This window comes from Sulfitobacter sp. S223, from assembly GCF_025143825.1.
GTDB lineage: Bacteria > Pseudomonadota > Alphaproteobacteria > Rhodobacterales > Rhodobacteraceae > Sulfitobacter.
This window is the reverse complement of record NZ_CP083560.1, coordinates 161,811-181,671: the sequence shown is the minus strand read 5'-3', so window position 1 is coordinate 181,671 and position 19,861 is coordinate 161,811. Positions and strand designations below refer to the sequence as shown.

The 19,861-nt window shown below is 55.4% G+C and carries 16 protein-coding genes and 1 tRNA gene; 7 read left to right on the top strand and 10 right to left on the bottom strand.

The genetic code is table 11. The features are described 5' to 3' along the window. Nucleotides 1-61: 61 nt before the first annotated feature. From queG to K3757_RS00825, 8 genes are all read right to left on the bottom strand, one after another. Entirely contained in the window at nt 62-1,084 is a 1,023-nt protein-coding gene (gene queG, locus K3757_RS00860) for a tRNA epoxyqueuosine(34) reductase QueG (protein WP_259998388.1), read from the bottom strand. A gap of 68 nt (nt 1,085-1,152) precedes the next feature. Beyond that, nucleotides 1,153-1,818 carry a glutathione S-transferase family protein gene (locus tag K3757_RS00855; protein ID WP_259998386.1) on the bottom strand — a complete coding sequence of 222 codons (666 nt, stop codon included), beginning with the start codon at nt 1,816-1,818 and terminating at the stop codon, nt 1,153-1,155. 54 nt (nt 1,819-1,872) lie between these two features. Further along, entirely contained in the window at nt 1,873-2,529 is a 657-nt protein-coding gene (gene mtgA, locus K3757_RS00850) for a monofunctional biosynthetic peptidoglycan transglycosylase (RefSeq protein ID WP_259998384.1), read from the bottom strand. Between the two features lie 298 nt (nt 2,530-2,827). Beyond that, nucleotides 2,828-7,360, bottom strand: a complete 4,533-nt coding sequence (gene gltB / locus K3757_RS00845; RefSeq protein WP_259998367.1) for a glutamate synthase large subunit — start codon at nt 7,358-7,360, stop codon at nt 2,828-2,830. After that, on the bottom strand, nt 7,357-7,785 hold the full coding sequence (locus K3757_RS00840; RefSeq protein WP_259998365.1) for a GFA family protein: 429 nt from the start codon (nt 7,783-7,785) through the stop codon (nt 7,357-7,359). Before K3757_RS00840 ends, gltB begins: the two co-directional genes overlap by 4 nt. 8 nt (nt 7,786-7,793) lie before the next feature. Then, entirely contained in the window at nt 7,794-9,227 is a 1,434-nt protein-coding gene (locus K3757_RS00835) for an NAD(P)-dependent oxidoreductase (protein ID WP_259998363.1), read from the bottom strand. 159 nt (nt 9,228-9,386) lie between these two features. Next, entirely contained in the window at nt 9,387-10,190 is an 804-nt protein-coding gene (locus K3757_RS00830; RefSeq protein ID WP_409202563.1) for an undecaprenyl-diphosphate phosphatase, read from the bottom strand. Further along, nucleotides 10,190-11,173 (bottom strand): complex I NDUFA9 subunit family protein, encoded by a 984-nt coding sequence (locus tag K3757_RS00825; protein WP_259998362.1) that lies wholly within the window; start codon nt 11,171-11,173, stop codon nt 10,190-10,192. Before K3757_RS00825 ends, K3757_RS00830 begins: the two co-directional genes overlap by 1 nt. A 167-nt stretch (nt 11,174-11,340) precedes the next feature. Here K3757_RS00825 and K3757_RS00820 point away from each other — a divergent pair. Next, nucleotides 11,341-11,426, top strand: a tRNA-Leu gene (locus tag K3757_RS00820). Between the two features lie 261 nt (nt 11,427-11,687). Beyond that, nucleotides 11,688-12,845, top strand: a complete 1,158-nt coding sequence (locus K3757_RS00815) for a trans-acting enoyl reductase family protein (protein ID WP_259998360.1) — start codon at nt 11,688-11,690, stop codon at nt 12,843-12,845. A 111-nt stretch (nt 12,846-12,956) separates the two neighbouring features. Here K3757_RS00815 and hemE read toward each other — a convergent pair whose 3' ends face one another. Further along, complete coding sequence (gene hemE, locus K3757_RS00810) at nt 12,957-13,991, bottom strand: uroporphyrinogen decarboxylase (RefSeq protein WP_259998357.1); 1,035 nt, start codon at nt 13,989-13,991, stop codon at nt 12,957-12,959. 101 nt (nt 13,992-14,092) lie between these two features. Between hemE and hemC the strand changes: the two genes are divergently transcribed. The 3 genes from hemC (at nt 14,093) to K3757_RS00795 (ending at nt 16,670) form a co-directional block, all read left to right on the top strand. After that, complete coding sequence (hemC, locus tag K3757_RS00805; protein WP_259998355.1) at nt 14,093-15,037, top strand: hydroxymethylbilane synthase; 945 nt, start codon at nt 14,093-14,095, stop codon at nt 15,035-15,037. 181 nt (nt 15,038-15,218) lie between these two features. Continuing rightward, nucleotides 15,219-15,980: a MipA/OmpV family protein gene (locus K3757_RS00800; RefSeq protein ID WP_259998354.1), complete on the top strand. Its 762-nt coding sequence runs from the start codon at nt 15,219-15,221 to the stop codon at nt 15,978-15,980. 12 nt (nt 15,981-15,992) lie between these two features. Continuing rightward, complete coding sequence (locus K3757_RS00795; RefSeq protein ID WP_259998352.1) at nt 15,993-16,670, top strand: nitroreductase; 678 nt, start codon at nt 15,993-15,995, stop codon at nt 16,668-16,670. Nucleotides 16,671-16,673: 3 nt separating this feature from the next. Here K3757_RS00795 and K3757_RS00790 read toward each other — a convergent pair whose 3' ends face one another. Then, entirely contained in the window at nt 16,674-17,684 is a 1,011-nt protein-coding gene (locus K3757_RS00790; protein ID WP_259998350.1) for an NAD-dependent epimerase/dehydratase family protein, read from the bottom strand. A 228-nt stretch (nt 17,685-17,912) separates the two neighbouring features. On the opposite strand from K3757_RS00790, the gene K3757_RS00785 reads away from it, so the two are divergent. Both K3757_RS00785 and K3757_RS00780 read left to right on the top strand, forming a co-directional pair. Continuing rightward, nucleotides 17,913-18,881, top strand: a complete 969-nt coding sequence (locus tag K3757_RS00785; RefSeq protein WP_259998348.1) for an SIS domain-containing protein — start codon at nt 17,913-17,915, stop codon at nt 18,879-18,881. Next, the gene (locus K3757_RS00780) at nt 18,881-19,672 is read left to right on the top strand and encodes a 3-deoxy-manno-octulosonate cytidylyltransferase (protein WP_259998346.1); all 792 of its coding nucleotides are present in this window, start codon (nt 18,881-18,883) and stop codon (nt 19,670-19,672) included. Before K3757_RS00785 ends, K3757_RS00780 begins: the two co-directional genes overlap by 1 nt. The last annotated feature ends 189 nt before the right edge of the window (nt 19,673-19,861 follow it).

Here is a 19,861-nt window from a genome sequence, read left to right as displayed (position 1 = left end):
CTCCTCAAAACTGTTGGGAAATTCCTACCTCAAGAAGGCCCTAAATCCAGCCCCAATAGCGTCAAATCGCGACCAGACGCGCCACAGCCCAGCGCGCAGCATCTGTCACGGTCGGGTCTGGATCGTCACACAAAGCGCGCGCAGCATCGATCAACGACATATCACCCGAGTTTCCGATAGCATAAAGTACATTGCGCACAAACCGGTCCCGCCCAATTCGTTTGATGGGAGAGCCTGAAAATCGCAAACGGAATGCGGCATCATCCAAGGCCACAAGCTCTGCCAACGATCCACCTGCTGCTCCATGATAGCGCATGTCGCTTGCCGCGACGGCGAACTTGTTCCATGGGCAAGCCGCGAGGCAATCATCACAACCATAAATCCGGTTACCTAACGCTGACCGCAAATCTTCTTCTACGGGGCCCTTATGTTCAATTGTGAGATAAGAAATACAGCGCCGCGCATCCAGCTGGTAAGGTTCCGGAAACGCAGCCGTTGGGCAGATATCCTGACAGGCCGTACAACTGCCGCAGTGATCCACTTCAGGTGTATCTGGTTCCAGCTCTAACGTTGTAAAAACAGACCCTAAAAAGGCCCAATTCCCCCAGTCGCGACTAAGCACATTGGTATGTTTGCCCTGCCAGCCCAGACCAGCAGCCTGCGCCAGAGCCTTTTCAGGTACAGGCGCCGTATCCACGAACACCTTGACCGAACACGGTTCTTGTTCGATCAACCAACGCGCTAGCCGCTTGAGCCGCTTTTTGACGATATCGTGGTAATCACGCCCCTGCGCATAGACGGAAACAGCGCCTTGATCCGGCTGCTTCAATATTGCCAGCGGATCATGTTCAGGCGCATAGCTTTCTGCCAGCATGATAACTGAACGGGCTTCTGGCCACAGCACAGACGGGTTTCCGCGCCAATTGACGCGCTCTTCCATCCACCCCATCTGGCCATGATATCCCGCAGCCAGAAAAGCATCCAAACGCTCTGGCACATGTGGCACATCATCCGGCCTACATGTCCGGCACGCCACAAACCCCTCTTCAAGAGCCTGACGGACCAGCCGCGCCTTAATATCCATTATTCACTTCGCCTCTCAAGGCGACCCTGCACACGCTAACGGCAGAGACTGCATTTGATAAATCGGGCTTAGAAATCCAGATCATTGTAATGCTTCGGCGGTGTAAAACCCGGAACCTGATCGGCCAGCAAAGAGCGGAACGCAGGGCGCGATTTGATCTTCGCATACCAGTCTTTGACTTCGGGACAACTGTTCCAATCCACGTCCGAGATATAGTCCAACGCGGACAAGTGCGCCGCAGCCGCAAAATCAGCCAGCGTCATGACATCACCTGCCAACCAGCGGCGCTGATCCAACAGCCATGTCATATAGCCCAGATGAAACTTGATCGCCTTCGCACCCGCTTTGACATTCTTGCTGTCAGGGTAGCCCGACTTCATCATTTTTTTGTTCACCCGCTCATAAAGCAGTTTTGACGTTACATCATGATGGAACTTGTCATCGAACCAACTGACCAAGCGACGGACTTCTAGCTTTTGCACCGAATCCGACGGCAGCAAAGAAGGCTCCGGGCGGGTCTCTTCGATGTATTCGCAAATCGCTGCGCTTTCGGACATCATGATGCCGTCCAACCGTAGTACCGGTACTTTTCCAGCTGGATTGCGACGCAGGAAATCAGGGTCCTGTTCCCAATAACGTTCTTCGACCAGCTCCACTTCGATCTTCTTTTCCGCAAGACTCAGTCGAACTTTTCGACAATGGGGCGATAGGGGAACGTGGAACAAACGGGCCATGATAAATCCGGAAATTTGGGTGTAATACCTCAATGCCTTGTGACGGATGATTATTCAACTCTCGAAACAGGCTGCCCGTCCGTCTGCGCGGATTGTAGCGGCACCAGAGCGAATTTGCGCTGCGCGTTTTTTCACTCTTGCGCTGGGGCGTGACGCACTACGCGTTTTGGGCGACGGCAATACCGCAGCCAATTGCGAGGCCTGCCGTTCGGTAAGTGCCTCTGGCCCTACCTTGAAATAGTGGCGCGCGGCCGCTTCGACACCGAACACCCCTTCGTCGAACTCCGCAACGTTCAGATACACTTCGAGTATACGCCGCTTGGGCCACAATGCCTCGACCAATGGCGTGATCCCCGCTTCAAGCGCTTTGCGGAACCATGTTCTCCCGTGCCACAGATAGACGTTTTTCACCGTCTGTTGGCTAAGCGTGGACGCACCCCGATTTGAACCCTGAGCGATCGCCAATTTAATCGCCTTAAGATCGAACCCCCAATGCTGGCAAAAGTTGGCGTCTTCTGCCGCAACCACTGCCCGCGCCATGACAGGCGCAATCTCTCGCAGGGGGACCCATTCATGATCTACACCGCCCAAGCGTCGCGATTCCGAAAACATGTAAGGAGTGGTGGGAGGATTCACCACGCGCCCCAGCAGGACCGCGCCCAGTACAACCAGCAGCGCGATCGCCAAAACGCGCCAGACCGTGCGCCGCATGCGTTTGCGCAAAGGCAACGTTTGCAACTTGTCTGAAACGGGCTTCGCCTTGGTTTTGGGTTTCGCTTTGGGTTTTGTCGTTCGCTTTACCATATCCGAGCTATAAGCGCGCAAGCCCTGCTTGTGAACGACCCTCGCCGCCATTGATCATAACATCGCGCAGAGTGCCCCGAATGGCACGCCACCACGGGCGGCTTGCAGCGAAATTATCAAAATTAGGCGCTATACGGGTTTTGACAAAGATCTGTGGTGTCAGCGAAACGCTCTGATTGTTTCGCCGACACGGTTGTTGCGTTGTCTACTCGGCTGGGACGGCCTTGGCTTCGATGCCCAAAGGCACGTCGATCCGGCTTAGCATTTCCTTCGGACAAATCTGCACAAAGTTGGACTTTTCAAGATCCCAGTGCTGCAAGATATCGCGTGCCTTGCGGCTGTTGGTTTCTTCCGCGTGCCGTTCAATCAATGACCTGAGCTGTTGTTCCCAATGATCCTGTGTGACAGGGCAATGCACCAGTGTTTCATGGTTCATTCGGTCAAGTGCTTTGCCCTCAGGATCATACAGATAAGCCATGCCACCTGTCATACCGGCACCAAAGTTTGCCCCGATCTCACCCAGAATGACCGCCACACCACCGGTCATGTATTCACACCCGTTGGAGCCACAGCCCTCAATCACCACCTTCGCGCCGGAATTGCGAACGGCAAAGCGTTCACCAGCACGACCGGCAGCAAACAGGTAGCCATCCGTTGCGCCATACAGGACCGTGTTGCCGATGATCGTATTCTCGGAGGCAACGATTGACGACTTCATCTGAGGCCGCACGACGATTGTACCACCTGACAGGCCCTTACCGACGTAGTCATTGGCATCCCCTGCAACGACCAGCTTCAGGCCAGGTGCCGCAAATGCACCCAGTGACTGTCCCGCAGAGCCGCTTAAGTTGATCGTCAGGTGGTTTGGCTGCAAATCATTGCGCATACCAAAACGCTTGACGATGTGGCTGGAAACCCGTGTGCCGACAGTGCGGTGGGTGTTCTGTACAGCATAGCTCAGCTGCATTTTTTCACCGTCCTCAAGGAAGCGTACTGCGTCCTTAACGATCTGCGCGTCCAACGTATCCAAAACGGCATTACGCGGCTTATTGCGGTCATAGATCGCATCCATTTCCGCATCGACCGAAATCAGCAGCGGGTTAAGATCCAGATCGTCCAGATGCGCCGAGCCACGCGAAACCTGCGCGAGCAAGTCCGCACGCCCGATCACTTCGTCCAGCGACCGAGCACCGATGCTTGCAAGGATTTCGCGTACTTCTGTCGCATAGAAGGTGATGAGGTTCACAACCTTGTCCGCGGTACCCGTGAATTTGTCGCGCAGCGCCTGATCCTGCGTACAGACACCTACCGGACATGTGTTCGACTGGCACTGACGCACCATGATACAGCCCATCGCGATTAGTGCCGCGGTGCCGATACCGTATTCTTCGGCCCCAAGCATCGCTGCCATCACTATGTCACGTCCTGTGCGCAATCCACCATCGGTCCGCAGGGTCACACGACCGCGCAGGTTGTTCATCGACAGAACCTGATGTGCCTCTGTCAGGCCCATCTCCCACGGCAGACCTGCGTATTTGATCGAGGTCGCAGGTGATGCACCCGTGCCGCCGTTGTGGCCAGAGATCAGGATGATGTCCGCCTTCGCCTTGGCCACACCCGCCGCGATTGTGCCCACACCACTGGATGCCACCAGCTTGACGGTCACTTTACAGCGCGGGTTGATCTGTTTGAGATCGTAGATCAGCTGGGCCAAATCTTCGATGGAATAGATATCGTGGTGCGGCGGAGGCGAAATCAACGTCACACCAGGCGTCGAGTGACGCAAGCGTGCAATCAGCTCGGTCACTTTCATACCGGGCAGCTGGCCGCCTTCACCGGGCTTGGCGCCCTGCGCGACTTTGATCTCCAGCTCTTCGCACTGGTTCAGATATTCTGCAGTGACGCCAAAACGTCCCGATGCAACCTGTTTGATCTTGGCTGACGGATTGTCACCATTAGCTTCGGGGAAGAAGTGTGCGGGGTCTTCACCACCTTCACCACTGTCCGATTTTGCACCAATCCGGTTCATCGCCACGTTAAGTGTCTTGTGTGCCTCGGGGCTTAGCGCACCCAAGCTCATACCCGGTGTGACAAAGCGTTTGCGGATCGCTGTGATGCTTTCAACTTCCTCCAGCGGCACAGGGGCGCCAAGCGGCTTTAGCTCGAGCAGATCGCGCAGGTGGATCGGCGGGTTGCTTTGCATCTTGGCGCTATATTGCTTCCACATTTCGTAAGAGGCGCGATTGCACGCCGCCTGCAACATGTGCATCGACGTCGCTTCCCATGCATGGGTTTCGCCCGATTTGCGCGCTTTGTAGAAGCCGCCGATAGGCAGGACAGTGTCTGTGCCAGACCAACCTGTTGCATGCACTTCTTCCGCTTTGCGTTGGATACCGCTTACACCGATGCCGCTGATGCGGCTGGTCATACCGGGGAAGTATTCGGCGCACATCGCGCGGCTTAGGCCAACAGCTTCATAGTTCAGGCCACCGCGATAGGATGAAACGACGGAAATACCCATCTTTGCCATAATCTTCAGCAGACCTTGGTCAATCGCTTCGCGATAGCGGGCGATGGCGGTGGTCAGGTCCACGTCCAACAAGCCCCGCTCGATACGGTCGGCCAGTGAATCTTCGGCCAGATAGGCGTTCACCACAGTGGCACCACAACCGATCAGCACGGCGAAATAATGTGGATCGATACATTCGGCAGAGCGGACATTCAGCGAGGTGAACGTGCGCAGACCCTTACGGATCAAATGCGAGTGGATGGCAGATGTCGCAAGGATCATCGGCATTGCCACTTTGCCCTCGCCGCTCATTTGATCGGTGAGCACGATATGCCCGGCACCGGAACGCACGGCGTCTTCGGCTTCGGCCCGGATGCGCATCAGCTCCGTATTCAGATTGCCTGAGCCGGGCTCAAACGTACAATCTAGCGTCACGGTATCGGCGTTGAAATGGCTCATCAGTTCTTCGAACTGCGCGTTGCCAACAAACGGACTATCAAGCACCAGAATTTCGGTTTGGCTGCTATCTTCGTCCAACACGTTCTTGAGGTTGCCAAAGCGCGTCTTGAGGCTCATCACGCGGAATTCACGCAGACTGTCGATTGGCGGGTTGGTCACCTGAGAAAAGTTCTGGCGGAAGAAGTGGCTCAGTGGGCGATACTTGCCCGAAAGCACAGCAGAGGGAGTGTCATCGCCCATAGAAGCGAGTGTTTCTTTCCCGTCCTCTGCCATCGGCGCGAGGATTTGTTCAAGTTCTTCGATCGTATAACCGGCCGCGATCTGGCGACGGCGCAACTCGTTGCCGCTGAACAGCGGTGCTTCTGTGATACCGGCCAGCGCTTCGTCCAGTTCGTTGATTTTGCCAACCCATTCCCCAAAGGGACGCGCGGCGGACAATTTGTCTTTGATCTCGGTATCGCCGAACAGCTTGCCTTCTTTCATGTCGACGGCCAGCAACTGACCTGGCCCAAGCGCGCCCTTGCGGATAACCCGCGCCTCATCAAGCGGGACCATGCCTGCCTCGGAACCGGCGATCAGCATCCCGTCGCTGGTCACAACAAAACGCATGGGACGCAGGCCGTTGCGATCCAGACCCGCACAGACCCAACGACCATCAGTCATGGCAAGCGCTGCTGGACCGTCCCACGGTTCCATCACGGAGTTGCAATAAGAATACATATCGCGCCATGCCTGCGGCAGCTCCACCGCCTGCTTGGACCAGGATTCAGGGACCAGCATGGTTTTCGCCATCGGCGCTGAACGCCCGGCCCGCACAAGCACCTCAAACACGGAATCCAGCGCCGCGCTGTCCGAAGAACCCGCAGCAACGATCGGTTTAATGTCCTCCGCCAAGTCACCGAATGTCGATGACGCCATGCGGATTTCATGGCTTTTCATCCAGTTCAGGTTGCCCTTAAGTGTGTTGATCTCACCATTATGCGCAAGCATGCGGAAAGGTTGTGCCAGCCACCACTGCGGGAAGGTGTTGGTGGAATAGCGCTGGTGATAGATCGCAAAGGCGCTTTCGAATCGAGGGTCCATCAGGTCGGGGTAGAACTCCGCTACCTGCTCGGCCAGCATCATGCCTTTGTAGATGATGGAACGGCAGGACATGGACGCGATATAAAGTGTTGGCACCTGAGCGGCGATTGCAGCCTTTTCGATACGGCGACGGATCACATAAAGCTCGCGTTCGAAAGTGTCCTCATCAACGCCCTTCGCGTTGGAGATAAGAATCTGCTCAATCTCGGGACGGGTTGCGTTCGCCTTTTCGCCCAGACACTGGACGTTCACAGGCACATGTCGCCAGCCATAGATATAGTAGCCCATGCGCAGCACTTCAGTCTCAACGATGGTCCGGCATGTTTCCTGCGCGGCAAAGTTGGTGCGCGGCAGAAAGACCTGACCAACGGCGATCATTTCGTCCATGCGGGGTTTGTGACCGGTACGACCGATCTGATCGTAGAAAAACGGCACGGGAATTTGCACGTGGATGCCTGCGCCATCACCAGTCTTACCGTCGGCGTCAACCGCGCCGCGGTGCCAGATCGCTTTCAACGCTTTGATACCGTTCTCAACCACTTCGCGGCTGCGCGATCCATCAATATTCACCACAAGGCCAACGCCGCAGGAAGAATGCTCTTCCTCGGGGGAATAGAGACCCTTTTCGGCCATAAATGCGCGCTTGGCTTCTTCACGTGCCACCCATGCTTCATCATACTTGGTCATTTGGCGTCTCCTTCGGTGGGCGCAAACAGCGCGATTGTCTCTTTAGTCATAAGTTTTTTGTGATTTCCAGCGAGCGCATATCCTTGCGGACACTTGTCTGCGAAAAACTCGATCTTGAGGGTTCCATTACCGGCATTATCGAATAGTCCGGCCGCAAGGTGGCGACTGCCATCGCCGGTCGTCCCGTACCAAAGCGTTGATCCGCAAGCTCCGCAGAAACCCCTCTCCGCCCAATCCGAAGACTGAAAACTTTGTGTAGGTCCCGTGACAGTCACGCTGTCGGGCAAAGTCTCGATCGAGAAGAAAATACCGGAAGTATGGCGGCGGCACATGTCACAGTGGCAGGCGCGCAGACGCGGACTATCGACCGCTGCAGTCACCTGCACTGCGCCACATAAACATTGGCCTGTGATCTGCTCCGCCATTCTTCGCCTTACTCGGCAGCCACAGCAGACACGCCGCTGAACTGCTCAAGTATCGCCTCGGCACAGTCGCGACCATCTTTGATCGCCCAAACGACCAAGGAAGCTCCACGCACAATGTCGCCGACCGCGTAAACACCCTCAGCCTCGGTGCGGCCAGTAATATAATCAGCCTTCACTGTTCCCCAGCGGTTCACTGGCAGATCAGGACAATCCCACAAGGTCGGCAGGTCTTCTGCCTCAAACCCAAGGGCCATGATCACAAGATCGGCCTCTTCGACATAGTCGGAACCTTCGATCAACTCGGGTGCCTGACGGCCTGTCGCATCGGGTTGACCCAGACGCATTTTCTGAACCATCACACCATTCACCGGCTCACCGATGAAACCCTTTGGCGCGCTCAGCCATTCAAACACAACGCCCTCTTCTTCAGCGTTGGCGACTTCGCGCTGGCTGCCGGGCATGTTGGCACGGTCACGGCGATAGAGACACTTAACTGAGGTCGCGCCCTGACGGATCGAAGTCCGGACACAGTCCATTGCCGTATCGCCACCGCCGATCACAACCACCTTCTTACCTTCGGCATTCAAGCTGCCATCGGAAAATTCAGGAACATCGTCGCCAAAGCTTTTTTTGTTGCTGACCGTCAGGAAATCAAGCGCGCGCACCACACCGTCCGCACCCACACCCGGCGCTTGCAGATCGCGGCTTTTGTAAACGCCTGTCGCAATAATGACGGCGTCATGGGCCGCGCGGATATCGGCGAAAGAGATGTCTTTGCCGACTTCACAGTCAAGCTTGAAGGTAACCCCACCCTGTTCAAGCTGTTCGTTGCGGCGCATGACCACGTCTTTCTCAAGCTTGAAGCCCGGAATACCATACGTCAGCAGGCCGCCCGCGCGGTCATAGCGATCATATACCGTGACCTGAACGCCGGCACGGCGCAGGAAGTCTGCGGCAGCAAGACCACCGGGGCCTGCACCGATGATGCCCACGCTTTCGGTACGTTCCTGCGCTGGGACAATCGGCTTTACCCAGCCCTTTTCCCAAGCGGTATCTGTGATGTACTTTTCAACAGAGCCGATAGTAACAGTGCCATGGCCTGACTGTTCAATCACACAGTTGCCTTCACACAGGCGATCCTGAGGGCAAATACGGCCACAGATTTCCGGAAAAGTGTTTGTCGCCTGCGAAATCTCGTAGGCTTCCTCGAGCCGACCTTCGGCAGTAAGGCGGAGCCAATCAGGGATGTTGTTATGTAGCGGACAATGCGTCTGGCAATATGGCACCCCGCATTGACTACATCGGCTGGATTGCTCCTTTGCCTTTGCATCAGCGTATTCTGCGTAAATCTCGTTGAAGTCTTCACGGCGCAGGTTCGGGGGCCGCTTTTCCGGCATATCCCGCTGAACACTGGTAAATTTCAACATAGGTTGCTTGGCCATGGTGCCCTAATCCTCAAATCCGCTCTGGAGCCTTCGAATAAACGAACCTCAGAGAGAATAAAAGGCAGCAATACTGACCTATATGTTGATTTTATTTTGCCGCGCCGCAGAAAGGGCGCGGCCTTATCGGTTTATTAAATCCGCTTCGGACCTAAAATATCAGAAGCCATTGTAAAGAAATATAAATGCCAAACTGCCTACAACGATCCGCCACCACCCGAACAAAGCATACCCATGACGACTAACGTAACCAAGCAACCACTTTACCACAAAAACCGCACTGATGAATGCCATGGCAAAGCCTATAGCGATCTCTCCCATCGCTGAAACGTCTAGGACATCGCGATTCTTGTAGAGGTCATAGGCAAATGCGCCTGCCATAGTAGGCATAGACAAAAAGAACGAAAACTCAGCTGCTGCGCGCTTACTTGCGCCCAACATCAGCGCACCCACGATCGTCGCGCCCGATCGGGACACACCGGGTATCATGGCAAGGCACTGTATAAAGCCGATCACGATGGCCATCGGAATAGGCAGCTTCATCGCATCATCATGAATTGGCTCGGGGGCGATACGGTCCACGAAAACCAAAACAATCCCACCAAGTATCAGCATGACCGCAATCAGCATCGGAGTCTCGAATAGCACGGTCTTGATAATATCATGCGCCAGAACGCCGATAAAAACCGCAGGCAAGAACGCCAATAGCACCGACCAAATGAACCGCCGCGCTTGCGGATCAGAGGGCACCGCAGCAAATACCGCGATCAGCCGCGCAGAATATAGCGTAAGAATCGCCAAAACTGCGCCCAGCTGAATGACCACTTCAAAGGTCTTACCAGCCGACTCAAATCCAAGAAAGTGGCCTGCCAGCAGAATGTGGCCGGTCGAAGAGACCGGAATAAATTCCGTAAGCCCCTCCAGCAACCCCAGAAAGGCCGCGACGATCGTGCTGTATTCCATCAGCTGGAGCGCAGGTTTTGTGCCGATTCTTTAATGGCGTCATACTGGCCCGACGGGCGGAACCGCCAAAGATATTCAGGAAGAACAGAGATCATCGCCACAGGTTCGATGCTCAGATCCGCAAAGCCACGCGCACCCTCCGAAACCACATTGTCATTGCGCAGGTTCTTAACCTGATCACGGGTGATCATGCTGTTTTTGACCAGACCAAGCGTCACCGCCTGAAGCATGTCGAACCCGAACGCCATGACCCGCGCAACGAAGAATGGAATATTCAAAACCAGACGACGGCGACGGATCACATCCAGCATGACCGCCATAAGCTCACGGAAGGTCATCTTTACCGGACCGCCCAGCTCATAAACTCCGGTAGCGTCACCCAGCACACCCATCACAGCAGCCTTAGCCACATCATCAACATAGACAGGCTGGAATTGGGTATTCGCGCCCACGACCGGAAGCACCGGCCCAAAACGCGCCATGCTTGCAAAACGGTTAAAGAATTCATCTTCAGGACCGAACACTATGGACGGGCGCAAGATGACGGCATCGGGCTGATGCTTCAGCACGCCCGCCTCGCCTTCGGCCTTGGTGCGGGCATAATTGCTTTCGCTGTCCATATCGGCACCAATGGCAGAAATATGGACCATGCGCGTGATACCATGCTCTTGCGCAATCCGCGCGATGCGCTCGGGCCCTTCAGACTGGACTGCTTCAAACGTATTCTTGCCTGTCTCGGCCAGAACGCCCACACAATTCACGACCGCATCAGCGCCCATCATCACGGAAGCCACCGACGCATCATCGCGGATATTGCACAAAACAGGTTCTACCTGCCCGACAACGCCATATGTCTTGACGAACAACGCCTCATTAGGACGCCGCACAGCAACGCGCACGCGCCAGCCTTCTTTAGCCATCCGACGCGCGATATATCGCCCGACAAAGCCCGATCCGCCGTAAATCGTAACCAGTTTAGACATGGTGCAGTCCCTCAACGATTGTCCGGATTTGGTGTAACCCTGCGAAGCCTTGCAAACAAGGCGCAAAAATCCACTTGGCTGCTTGCCGCAAAAGAACTTTGCAAACGGGCCAGAAATGCAATTGACAGCTTAAGTATTGCACCTTAGATGCAGCTCTCACGATACGTGCCCAGGTGGCGGAATGGTAGACGCGCTAGCTTCAGGTGCTAGTACTGGCAACGGTGTGGAGGTTCGAGTCCTCTCCTGGGCACCAATATTCCCCGAAAATTTATGCAACGAATTGCAGTTAGAAAAATCTAACACATTTTCGGTCCCCGTCACAAAATTCACATTTGATAATGACACCAAGCCTGCAAAACCGCACCAAGCGTTCGTTCGATTACTGTCAGCGCGTGCAGATTTTTCGTCACCCACCATCCCGACGTAGCGTTTTCAAACTCGACGATAGCAATTTCTGCCTGCTCTCCCGCATAGTTCATCCAAACACATGCAACCAATCGGGAGGAGCGGCATCATGGCCGAATTCGATATCATCATCTACGGCGCTACAGGTTTTACAGGGCGGCTTGTTGCGGAATACATGCACGCAACTTACCCAGACCGTCCTTGGGCCATGGCCGGTCGAAGCGCGACAAAGCTTGCTGCGGTGCGCGATGAAATGGGCCTTCCTGCTGACACACCACTGATTGAGGCCGATGCCTCTGACCCGGCATCCCTCGACGCAATGGTTGCCCGTGCCCGCGTGATCATCACCACTGTCGGGCCTTATCTTCTGCATGGCGAACCACTTGTTGCGGCATGTGCCAAATCCGGCACCGACTACGTCGATCTCTCGGGTGAGCCTCCCTTTATGTGGAATATGATCGAAAAATATAACGACACTGCCAAGGAAAGCGGTGCGCGGATTGTACATTCCTGCGGCTTTGACAGCATCCCTTTCGATATGGGCGTCTATTTCTTGCAGCAAGAAGCCCAAAAACGCTTTGGAGCGCCCATCAAAGACGTCAAAGGCCGTGTGCGCGGCATGAAGGGCACCTTCTCGGGCGGGACAGCAGCATCAGGCAAGGAAACAATGAAGCTGGCAATGAGCGATCCGGAAACCATGAAACGACTGGTGTCTTCCTTCGCTCTGACTCCCGGTTTTGAGGGACCAAAGCAGCCGTATGGCAACAAGCCTTACGAAGATTCGGAGTTCGGTATGTGGGTTGCCCCCTTTGTCATGGCGTCCATCAATACCAAGAACGTACACCGCTCCAACATGCTGATGGGCCACCCCTACGGCACAGATTTCACGTACGAAGAGATGATTTTTACCGGCAAGGGTGAAAAAGGCGAAGCAATCGCCAATGGCATCGCCAAATCCAATCCGATGGGCGACGACGACATCAAACCGGGCGAAGGCCCTTCGAAAGAAGAACGCGACAACGGCAGTTATGACCTGATGTTTACAGGCACCTCTGCAAGCGGCGAACGCCTGACCGTAGGGGTAAAAGGAGATCGCGATCCGGGATACGGATCTACGTCAAAAATGCTAACCGAAGCCGCCATCTGCCTGATCGAAGAAGCAGCTGACGCCCCCGGCGGTGTTCTTACCGCGGCCCCCGTCTTTGGCGCGGCCATCATCGACCGACTTACGGCTAATGCCGGCCTGACATTTGAAGTCGAAAGCTAAGCGCTGGCCCGCAGCGCAGATTCATGCGCTGCGGGAATTACTATGTAGACGGTGCATACCTCCCACATGGAGGAGGTTTCCAATCATATTCGGAGCAAACTCAAATAGAGTTTAGCCGTTGCGCACAGTGTCGATCATCAACTGAACATTCTCGGGATCTGCATCCGGCGTAATGCCGTGTCCGAGGTTGAAGATGTGTGGCCCTTTCGAAAAGGCTTGGACTGTGCGCCGCGTTTCTGCCACCAGAGCATCCCCGCCAGTGACCATATGAGAAGATTTCAGATTGCCCTGCACGCAGCCGTCCGGCTGGACATGCTCGGCGGCCCACTCGGCCGTCACACCATCATCGACGGCAATGCAATCGGCGCCCGTGGCGGCATGCGCACCAATGTACCTTTCACCCGCGCCACGTGGGAAGGCAATGACAGGTATCCCGGGGTGCTTTTCCTTGAGCGCCGATGTTATCCGCGCCATCGGCTTGATCGAGTAGTTCATGAAGTCGTCGCCCTGTAGCGACCCCGCCCAGCTATCAAAGATTTTAACAACTTCTGCACCGGCTTCGATTTGCTTCGACATATAGTGAATCGTCGCTTCGGTAATGCGATCCATTAGCCCGTCGAACACGGCGCGGTTCTCGGCCTTAAGCTTATGCGCCGGACCTTGATCAGGGGTGCCCTGACCAGCAATCATATAGGTAGCAACGGTCCACGGAGCGCCTGCAAACCCGATAAGCGTTGTTTCGGAAGGCAACTCGTTCGAGAGGATTTTCACCGTCTCGTAGATTGGCGCAAGATGGCCGTGAATTGCGTCTGCCGGTACCAATTTGTCCAACTCGGCCTGAGTTGTGATGGTAGACAGGCGTGGCCCCTCACCAGTGACAAACCACAAATCGGCGCCAAGCGCTTGGGGGACAAGCAGAATATCGGCAAACAGAATGGCCGCATCAAAACCGTAGCGGCGAATAGGTTGCAACGTGACCTCTGCCGCCAGATCAGGATTGTAACATAGTTTGAGAAAATCACCGGCCTCGGCGCGGGTTGCGCGGTATTCGGGCAGATAGCGGCCTGCCTGGCGCATCATCCAGATCGGTGGTGTGGGAAGAGTCTCTCCCGCAAGCGCGCGAAGAATAGTTTTCTGGGGGGCCATATGCTGTCTCTACCATTGTATTTTGTTCGGGGCATCATGCGTTAAACCATGCAGGGGATACAAGAGTTGTCAGGTTTTGGTTACACCGATAGAGAGGGTTCATGACATTAAATCTGCCCTCCCCCGCCCAACCGCTGATGATCGGCACCCGTGGATCGCCTTTGGCCTTGGCGCAAGCCCATGAAACGCGGGAGCGTTTGGCAAAAGCCTTTGATCTGCCGTTTGAAGCATTCACAATCGTCGTGATCAAAACCACAGGCGATAAGATCATTGACCGCCCACTCAAAGAGATCGGCGGCAAGGGTCTGTTCACACGCGAAATAGAAGCCGACATGCTTTCTGGCAAGATCGACATCGCGGTCCATTCAATGAAGGACATGCCGACGCTGCAACCCGAAGGCTTGGTGCTTGATACATACCTGCCCCGAGAAGACGTGCGCGATGCCTTTATCTCTCCGACAGCAAAAGGCTTGACGGAACTGCCCGCCGGTACAGTTGTTGGCACCTCTAGCTTACGGCGGCGCGCGCAGCTGATGCTCAAACGGCCTGACCTTGAAGTGGTTGAATTCCGCGGCAACCTCCAAACCAGATTGATGAAGTTGGACCAAGGCGTGGCAGCAGCAACGTTCCTTGCTATGGCCGGCCTTAACCGACTGCGCATGGATGAAGTACCTGCAACCGCGATTGAAACCGACGTCATGCTTCCAGCAGTCGCACAAGGCGCAATCGGAATTGAACGGCGCGTGGATGATACAAACGTTGCACAGATGCTTGCCGCAATCCATGACGCACCGACAGGCCAGCGGCTGACAGCCGAACGCGCCTTCTTGCTTGAGCTTGACGGATCTTGCGAAACGCCGATCGCAGGCCTGGCAGAGCTGGATGGTGGGACATTGCACCTGCGCGGCGAAGTCCTGCGCCCCGATGGATCAGAAGCGATTTCCGATGCAATGAGTTGCCCCATCGAAGACGGCGCGCTTGTTGGCAAAGAGATGGCACGAAAACTTCTGTCACAAGCCGCCCCCAACTTTTTCGACTGGCGGTGAATACCACAATGCACGTCGGTAAAACACGGCCTTGCCCGAAAATGACCTGCCGCGCACTAAGCCAGCCATAGCAATAATTTATCTTCGTTTCCCCATATACTTTAAGCGGGCACGTCTCTAAATTATTGAAAACCCCTTACAGGACCGGTTTGTCGGCTCCTGATTTTATTGGAGCATCTTAATGCGCGTTCTCTCGGTTATAGCTGTTTCTGCTCTGGCACTGGGCGCTGCCCTTCCCGCAGCGGCGCAAGAGCGGTCTTTCAACTTTGCGCTCGGGCTCGGTGTTGGTGCCGCACCTGACTATTTGGGTGCTGATTCCACCTCGGCTGTTGCAGCGCCAACATTCACGTTCGGGTCCCTCAAATGGGGCGCGATTGACACGGGAAACGGCGTACGTGGCATTCCGGACAATGGCGTGTCACTCAATGCAGCCTTCCGCGTTCTTGGTGATCGCACAGCCGATGATAACCCAGAGCTTGCCGGTCTGGACGACATTGATATCGCCGTAGAACTGGGCTTTGGCCTAGCATACCAGCAAACAAACTGGATGGCATTTGGTGAAGTACGCAAAGGTGTGACAGGCCATAGCGGTGTGACCGGTACAATTGGGGCCGACCTTATCATGCGTCCAAATGACCGCTTCGTGATCAAGGCTGGTCCACGGGTGAACTTTGGCAACGACGAATTTGCCGAGACTTATTTCAGCGTGCCAACTGGCGGGACGTCAAGCTTTGCCGCCTATGACGCTGCAGGCGGTGCGCTGGGTGCGGGCATTCAGGTTACGGGCACATATTTCCTTGACGATAAATGGTCACTGGAAGGCGGCGTGAGCTATGAAAAGCTTTTGGGCGATGCGGCAGACAGCCCCATCACCATGAACGGGTCAGAGGATCAGTGGCGCATCCAGATCGGCCTCAGCCGTCAGTTTACACTTAATTTCTAGGAAGACACATACATGCAAGTTGACGAGGCAATGAATGGCCGCCGCAGTATTCGGGGCTTTTTGAACAAACCTGTGCCACGCACTTTGATCGAAGAAGTGATTGCGTTGGCCAATCGGGCGCCATCGTCAATGAACACCCAACCATGGCATTTGCATGTGTTAACAGGCGAGCCATTGGAGCGCGTGCGCGAAGGAAATTCTACCCGCATGCTCAACGGGGTGCCGCCCGTCCGTGAGATCGTGGATCACGGCGCCTATGACGGACCGCATCGCGACCGTCAGGTGGGCATTGCCAAACAACTTTTTGCCGCCATGGGAATTGAGCGGGATGACAAAGCGATGCGGCAGGATTGGGTCATGCGCGGTTTCCGCCAGTTTGATGCGCCTGTGTCGATCGTTGTGACCTTCGACAAGTCGCTCGAAGGGGGCACGATTGCCCATTTCGATCTGGGCGCGGTAACTTACGGACTGACGCTCGCCGCGTGGTCACGCGGCCTGGGGTGCGTGATCAACGGCCAAGGGATTATGCAGTCTCCCGTCGTCCGCGAGCATGCGCAGATTCCAGAAGATCAGGTTATCATGACGTGTGTCGCGATGGGCTGGCCGGATGAAACTTTCTCAGCAAACGCTGTTGTGTCAGAGCGCCGCGAAGTTGCCGAGGTCGCGCGGTTTGTCGGCTTCGAAGACTGATCCTCAGATGCTGTAATAGTCGCGGTACCAATTCACGAATTGGGCAACGCCATCGCGCACAGATGTGTGCGGCACATAGCCCGTGAGCGATTGAAGCAGGCTTGTGTCCGCCCACGTGGCAGGCACATCACCGGGCTGCATCGGCATAAGGTTCATCTGAGCCTCGGTGCCAGTCGCCTCCTCAATCGCTTTGATGAAATCCAAAAGAGGGATCGCATCGGCATTGCCGATATTCACCACACGGTGAGGGGCCACAGGTGACAGACTGTCCCCGACAAATTTGCCCTGCTGGGTAAGGTGGTCCGGCACCGCATCAACCAACATTAAGATCGCCTGAACCAGATCAGTGACATAGGTAAAGTCGCGGCGCATCTGGCCGTGATTATAGACATCAATCGCCCGCCCTTCGAGGATGCGCGAAGTAAACTTGTGCGGTGCCATGTCGGGGCGGCCCCACGGACCGTAAACTGTAAAGAACCGGAACATGGTGATCGGCAGGCCAAACAGGTGGGAATAGCTGTGCGCGATGTTTTCGGTCGACTTTTTGGTCGCAGCATAAAGCGACATCTGATGATCGGCCTTCATATTTTCCTGATAGGGCATTTCTGTATTTGCCCCGTAGGCCGATGAACTAGAGGCCAAAAGCATATGTTTGGGCGGATGCGCGCGTGCGGCCTCAAGCAGTTGCAGCGTCCCACCAAGGTTCGTCTCAAAGTAAGACATCGGATTTTCCAGCGAATACCGGACACCGGCCTGCGCGGCCAAATGGATAACGATCTCGGGTTGGTACTGCCCGAACAACTCCGTCAACAGACCCGGTTGTTCAACTTTGCTTTTTACATTGGTGAAGCCTTCATGTGCCTCAAGAAGATCAAGGCGGGACTGCTTGAGGCTGACATCGTAATAGTCGCTCATGCTATCAACCCCGACGACCCACCAACCCGCCGCCAAAAGCGCGTCTGCAACGAAATAGCCGATGAAGCCGGAAGAGCCGGTCACAAGTGCTGTTTTCATCGGATGATCCTTTTCTACCTGAGGCGGTCTGACTGTGCGCTTACACTTCCAAGGGATGCCGCCTCAACCACCAATGCGGTTTCATATCCACTCTTCCGTTCACATTACAGATAGGGTGGTAGCACACGCTTACATCGGGCTTGCTTTAAAAACATGTCGATCACTTGCGGCAAGAGGCTGCTATGCGTACATCTTCATAAAGCGCCCTGATCAGCGGAAAGAGTATTTATGTCAGACACCAACGCACCGCGTGAAACGATTTTGGCCACAGCGGCGCAGGTTCTGGAGCATGAGGGAAGCGCACTTATGCGAATGGCCCAAAATCTGCCAATGGATTTCGCGCCAGCGGTTGAACGCATTCTAAAGATTAAAGGCCGCATCATTCTGTCAGGCATTGGCAAATCCGGCCATATCGCGCGCAAGATCGCGTCGACCCTCGCATCGACCGGCACGCCCGCCTATTTCGTGCATCCGGCAGAGGCGAGCCATGGTGATCTGGGCATGATCACGCAGGAAGATTTGTGCATTTTATTGTCCAATTCTGGCGAAACGTCAGAACTCGGCGATTTGATCAACCATACGCGACGGTTTTCCATCCCCATGATCGGGATGAGCAGCAAACCCGAAAGTACCTTGATGCGGGCCGCAGATCTTTGCCTGACACTGCCTCAAGAACCCGAAGCGGGCAGCGGCATCGCGCCCACCACCTCCACTACAATGGCGCTGGCATTGGGTGACGCGCTGGCCATGGCGCTTATGGAGCAACGCGGTTTTCTGTCAGAGCATTTTCGTACCTACCATCCCGGCGGCAAGCTTGGCGCGCAGTTGGCCCTTGTGCATCAGCTGATGCACGGAACTGAAGCGATGGCCGTCGTCACGCCGGATGCGGGGATGCAAGAAACCCTGCTAAAGATGAGCGAAAAGGGTTTTGGTATCGCGTGTGTGGTAGAAGACGGCAAACTGGTTGGTGTGATTTCAGACGGGGATTTGCGCCGCAATAGCGAACACCTTGGCAGCAAACGTGCCAGCGAAGTTGCCACACCGACACCAAAGACTGTCCCGCCTGACATGATGGCCGCGACCGCCCTCGCCGTTATGAACGAAAACAAAATCACTGTGCTGGTGGTTGTCGATGCCGAAGGAGCGCCGGTGGGCCTGTTGCGCATCCATGATTGTCTGCGTGCAGGAGTAGCATAATGAAAACCGTTATTGTCATCCCCGCGCGCTACGCTTCGACGCGCTATCCCGGTAAACCGCTGGTGATGCTCCGCGAACGCGACGGCACAGCAAAGTCTCTGATCCAGCGCAGCTGGGAAGCGGCCATGGCCGTGAACGGCGTTGATGCCGTTTTTGTCGCAACCGACGATGCGCGGATCAAAGAGGCGTCAGAGGCATTTGGTGCGCAGGTCATCATGACTTCGGAAACTTGTGAGAATGGCACAGCGCGCTGCGCTGAAGCTGCGACAGCCGGCGTGTTTGATGCTGATCTGGTTGTAAACTTGCAGGGTGATGCGCCGCTGACGCCCGCATGGTTTGTCGAGGATCTGATTGCCGCAATGGCTGCACGCCCTGAAGCACCTGTTGCGACACCCGTCGTGCGCTGTGATGCGCAAACCTACGCCCATTTCCGCGCTGACCGCGCCGCCGGACTGGTCGGCGGTACAACCGCCGTCTTTGATCGCTCAAACCGCGCGCTGTATTTCAGCAAAGAAGTCCTGCCGTACATCGCACCTGCCAAGGAGGCAGAAGCCGAAGGTGAAGTCTTCCATCATGTTGGCCTTTACGCATATCGGCCCGCAGCCCTGGCGCAATATGCAAGCTGGCCTGAAGGCCGTCTTGAGCGGCATGAAGGCCTGGAGCAACTACGCTTTCTTGAAAACGGCACCAACATTCTTTGTGTAGAGGTAGAAGGCAAAGGCCGGGTGTTCTGGGAATTGAACAATCCGGGCGACGTAGAGCGCATTGAATCTATCCTGAACGCTGAATAATTCATGCGATTTAGAAGATTATGTTAATTTCGCCGCGCAATTTCCAACATTGCGCGGCCTAAGATACGTAAGGTTTGTTAGCCACTGGCATTAAATGGCCATTTGCGAAACGAAGTTCCGTACTGCGGTATTGGCAGCCCCCAACTTTCCCCCTAGTCTGCTCTCAAAGAGAGTCGCCCGCCCTCGGGA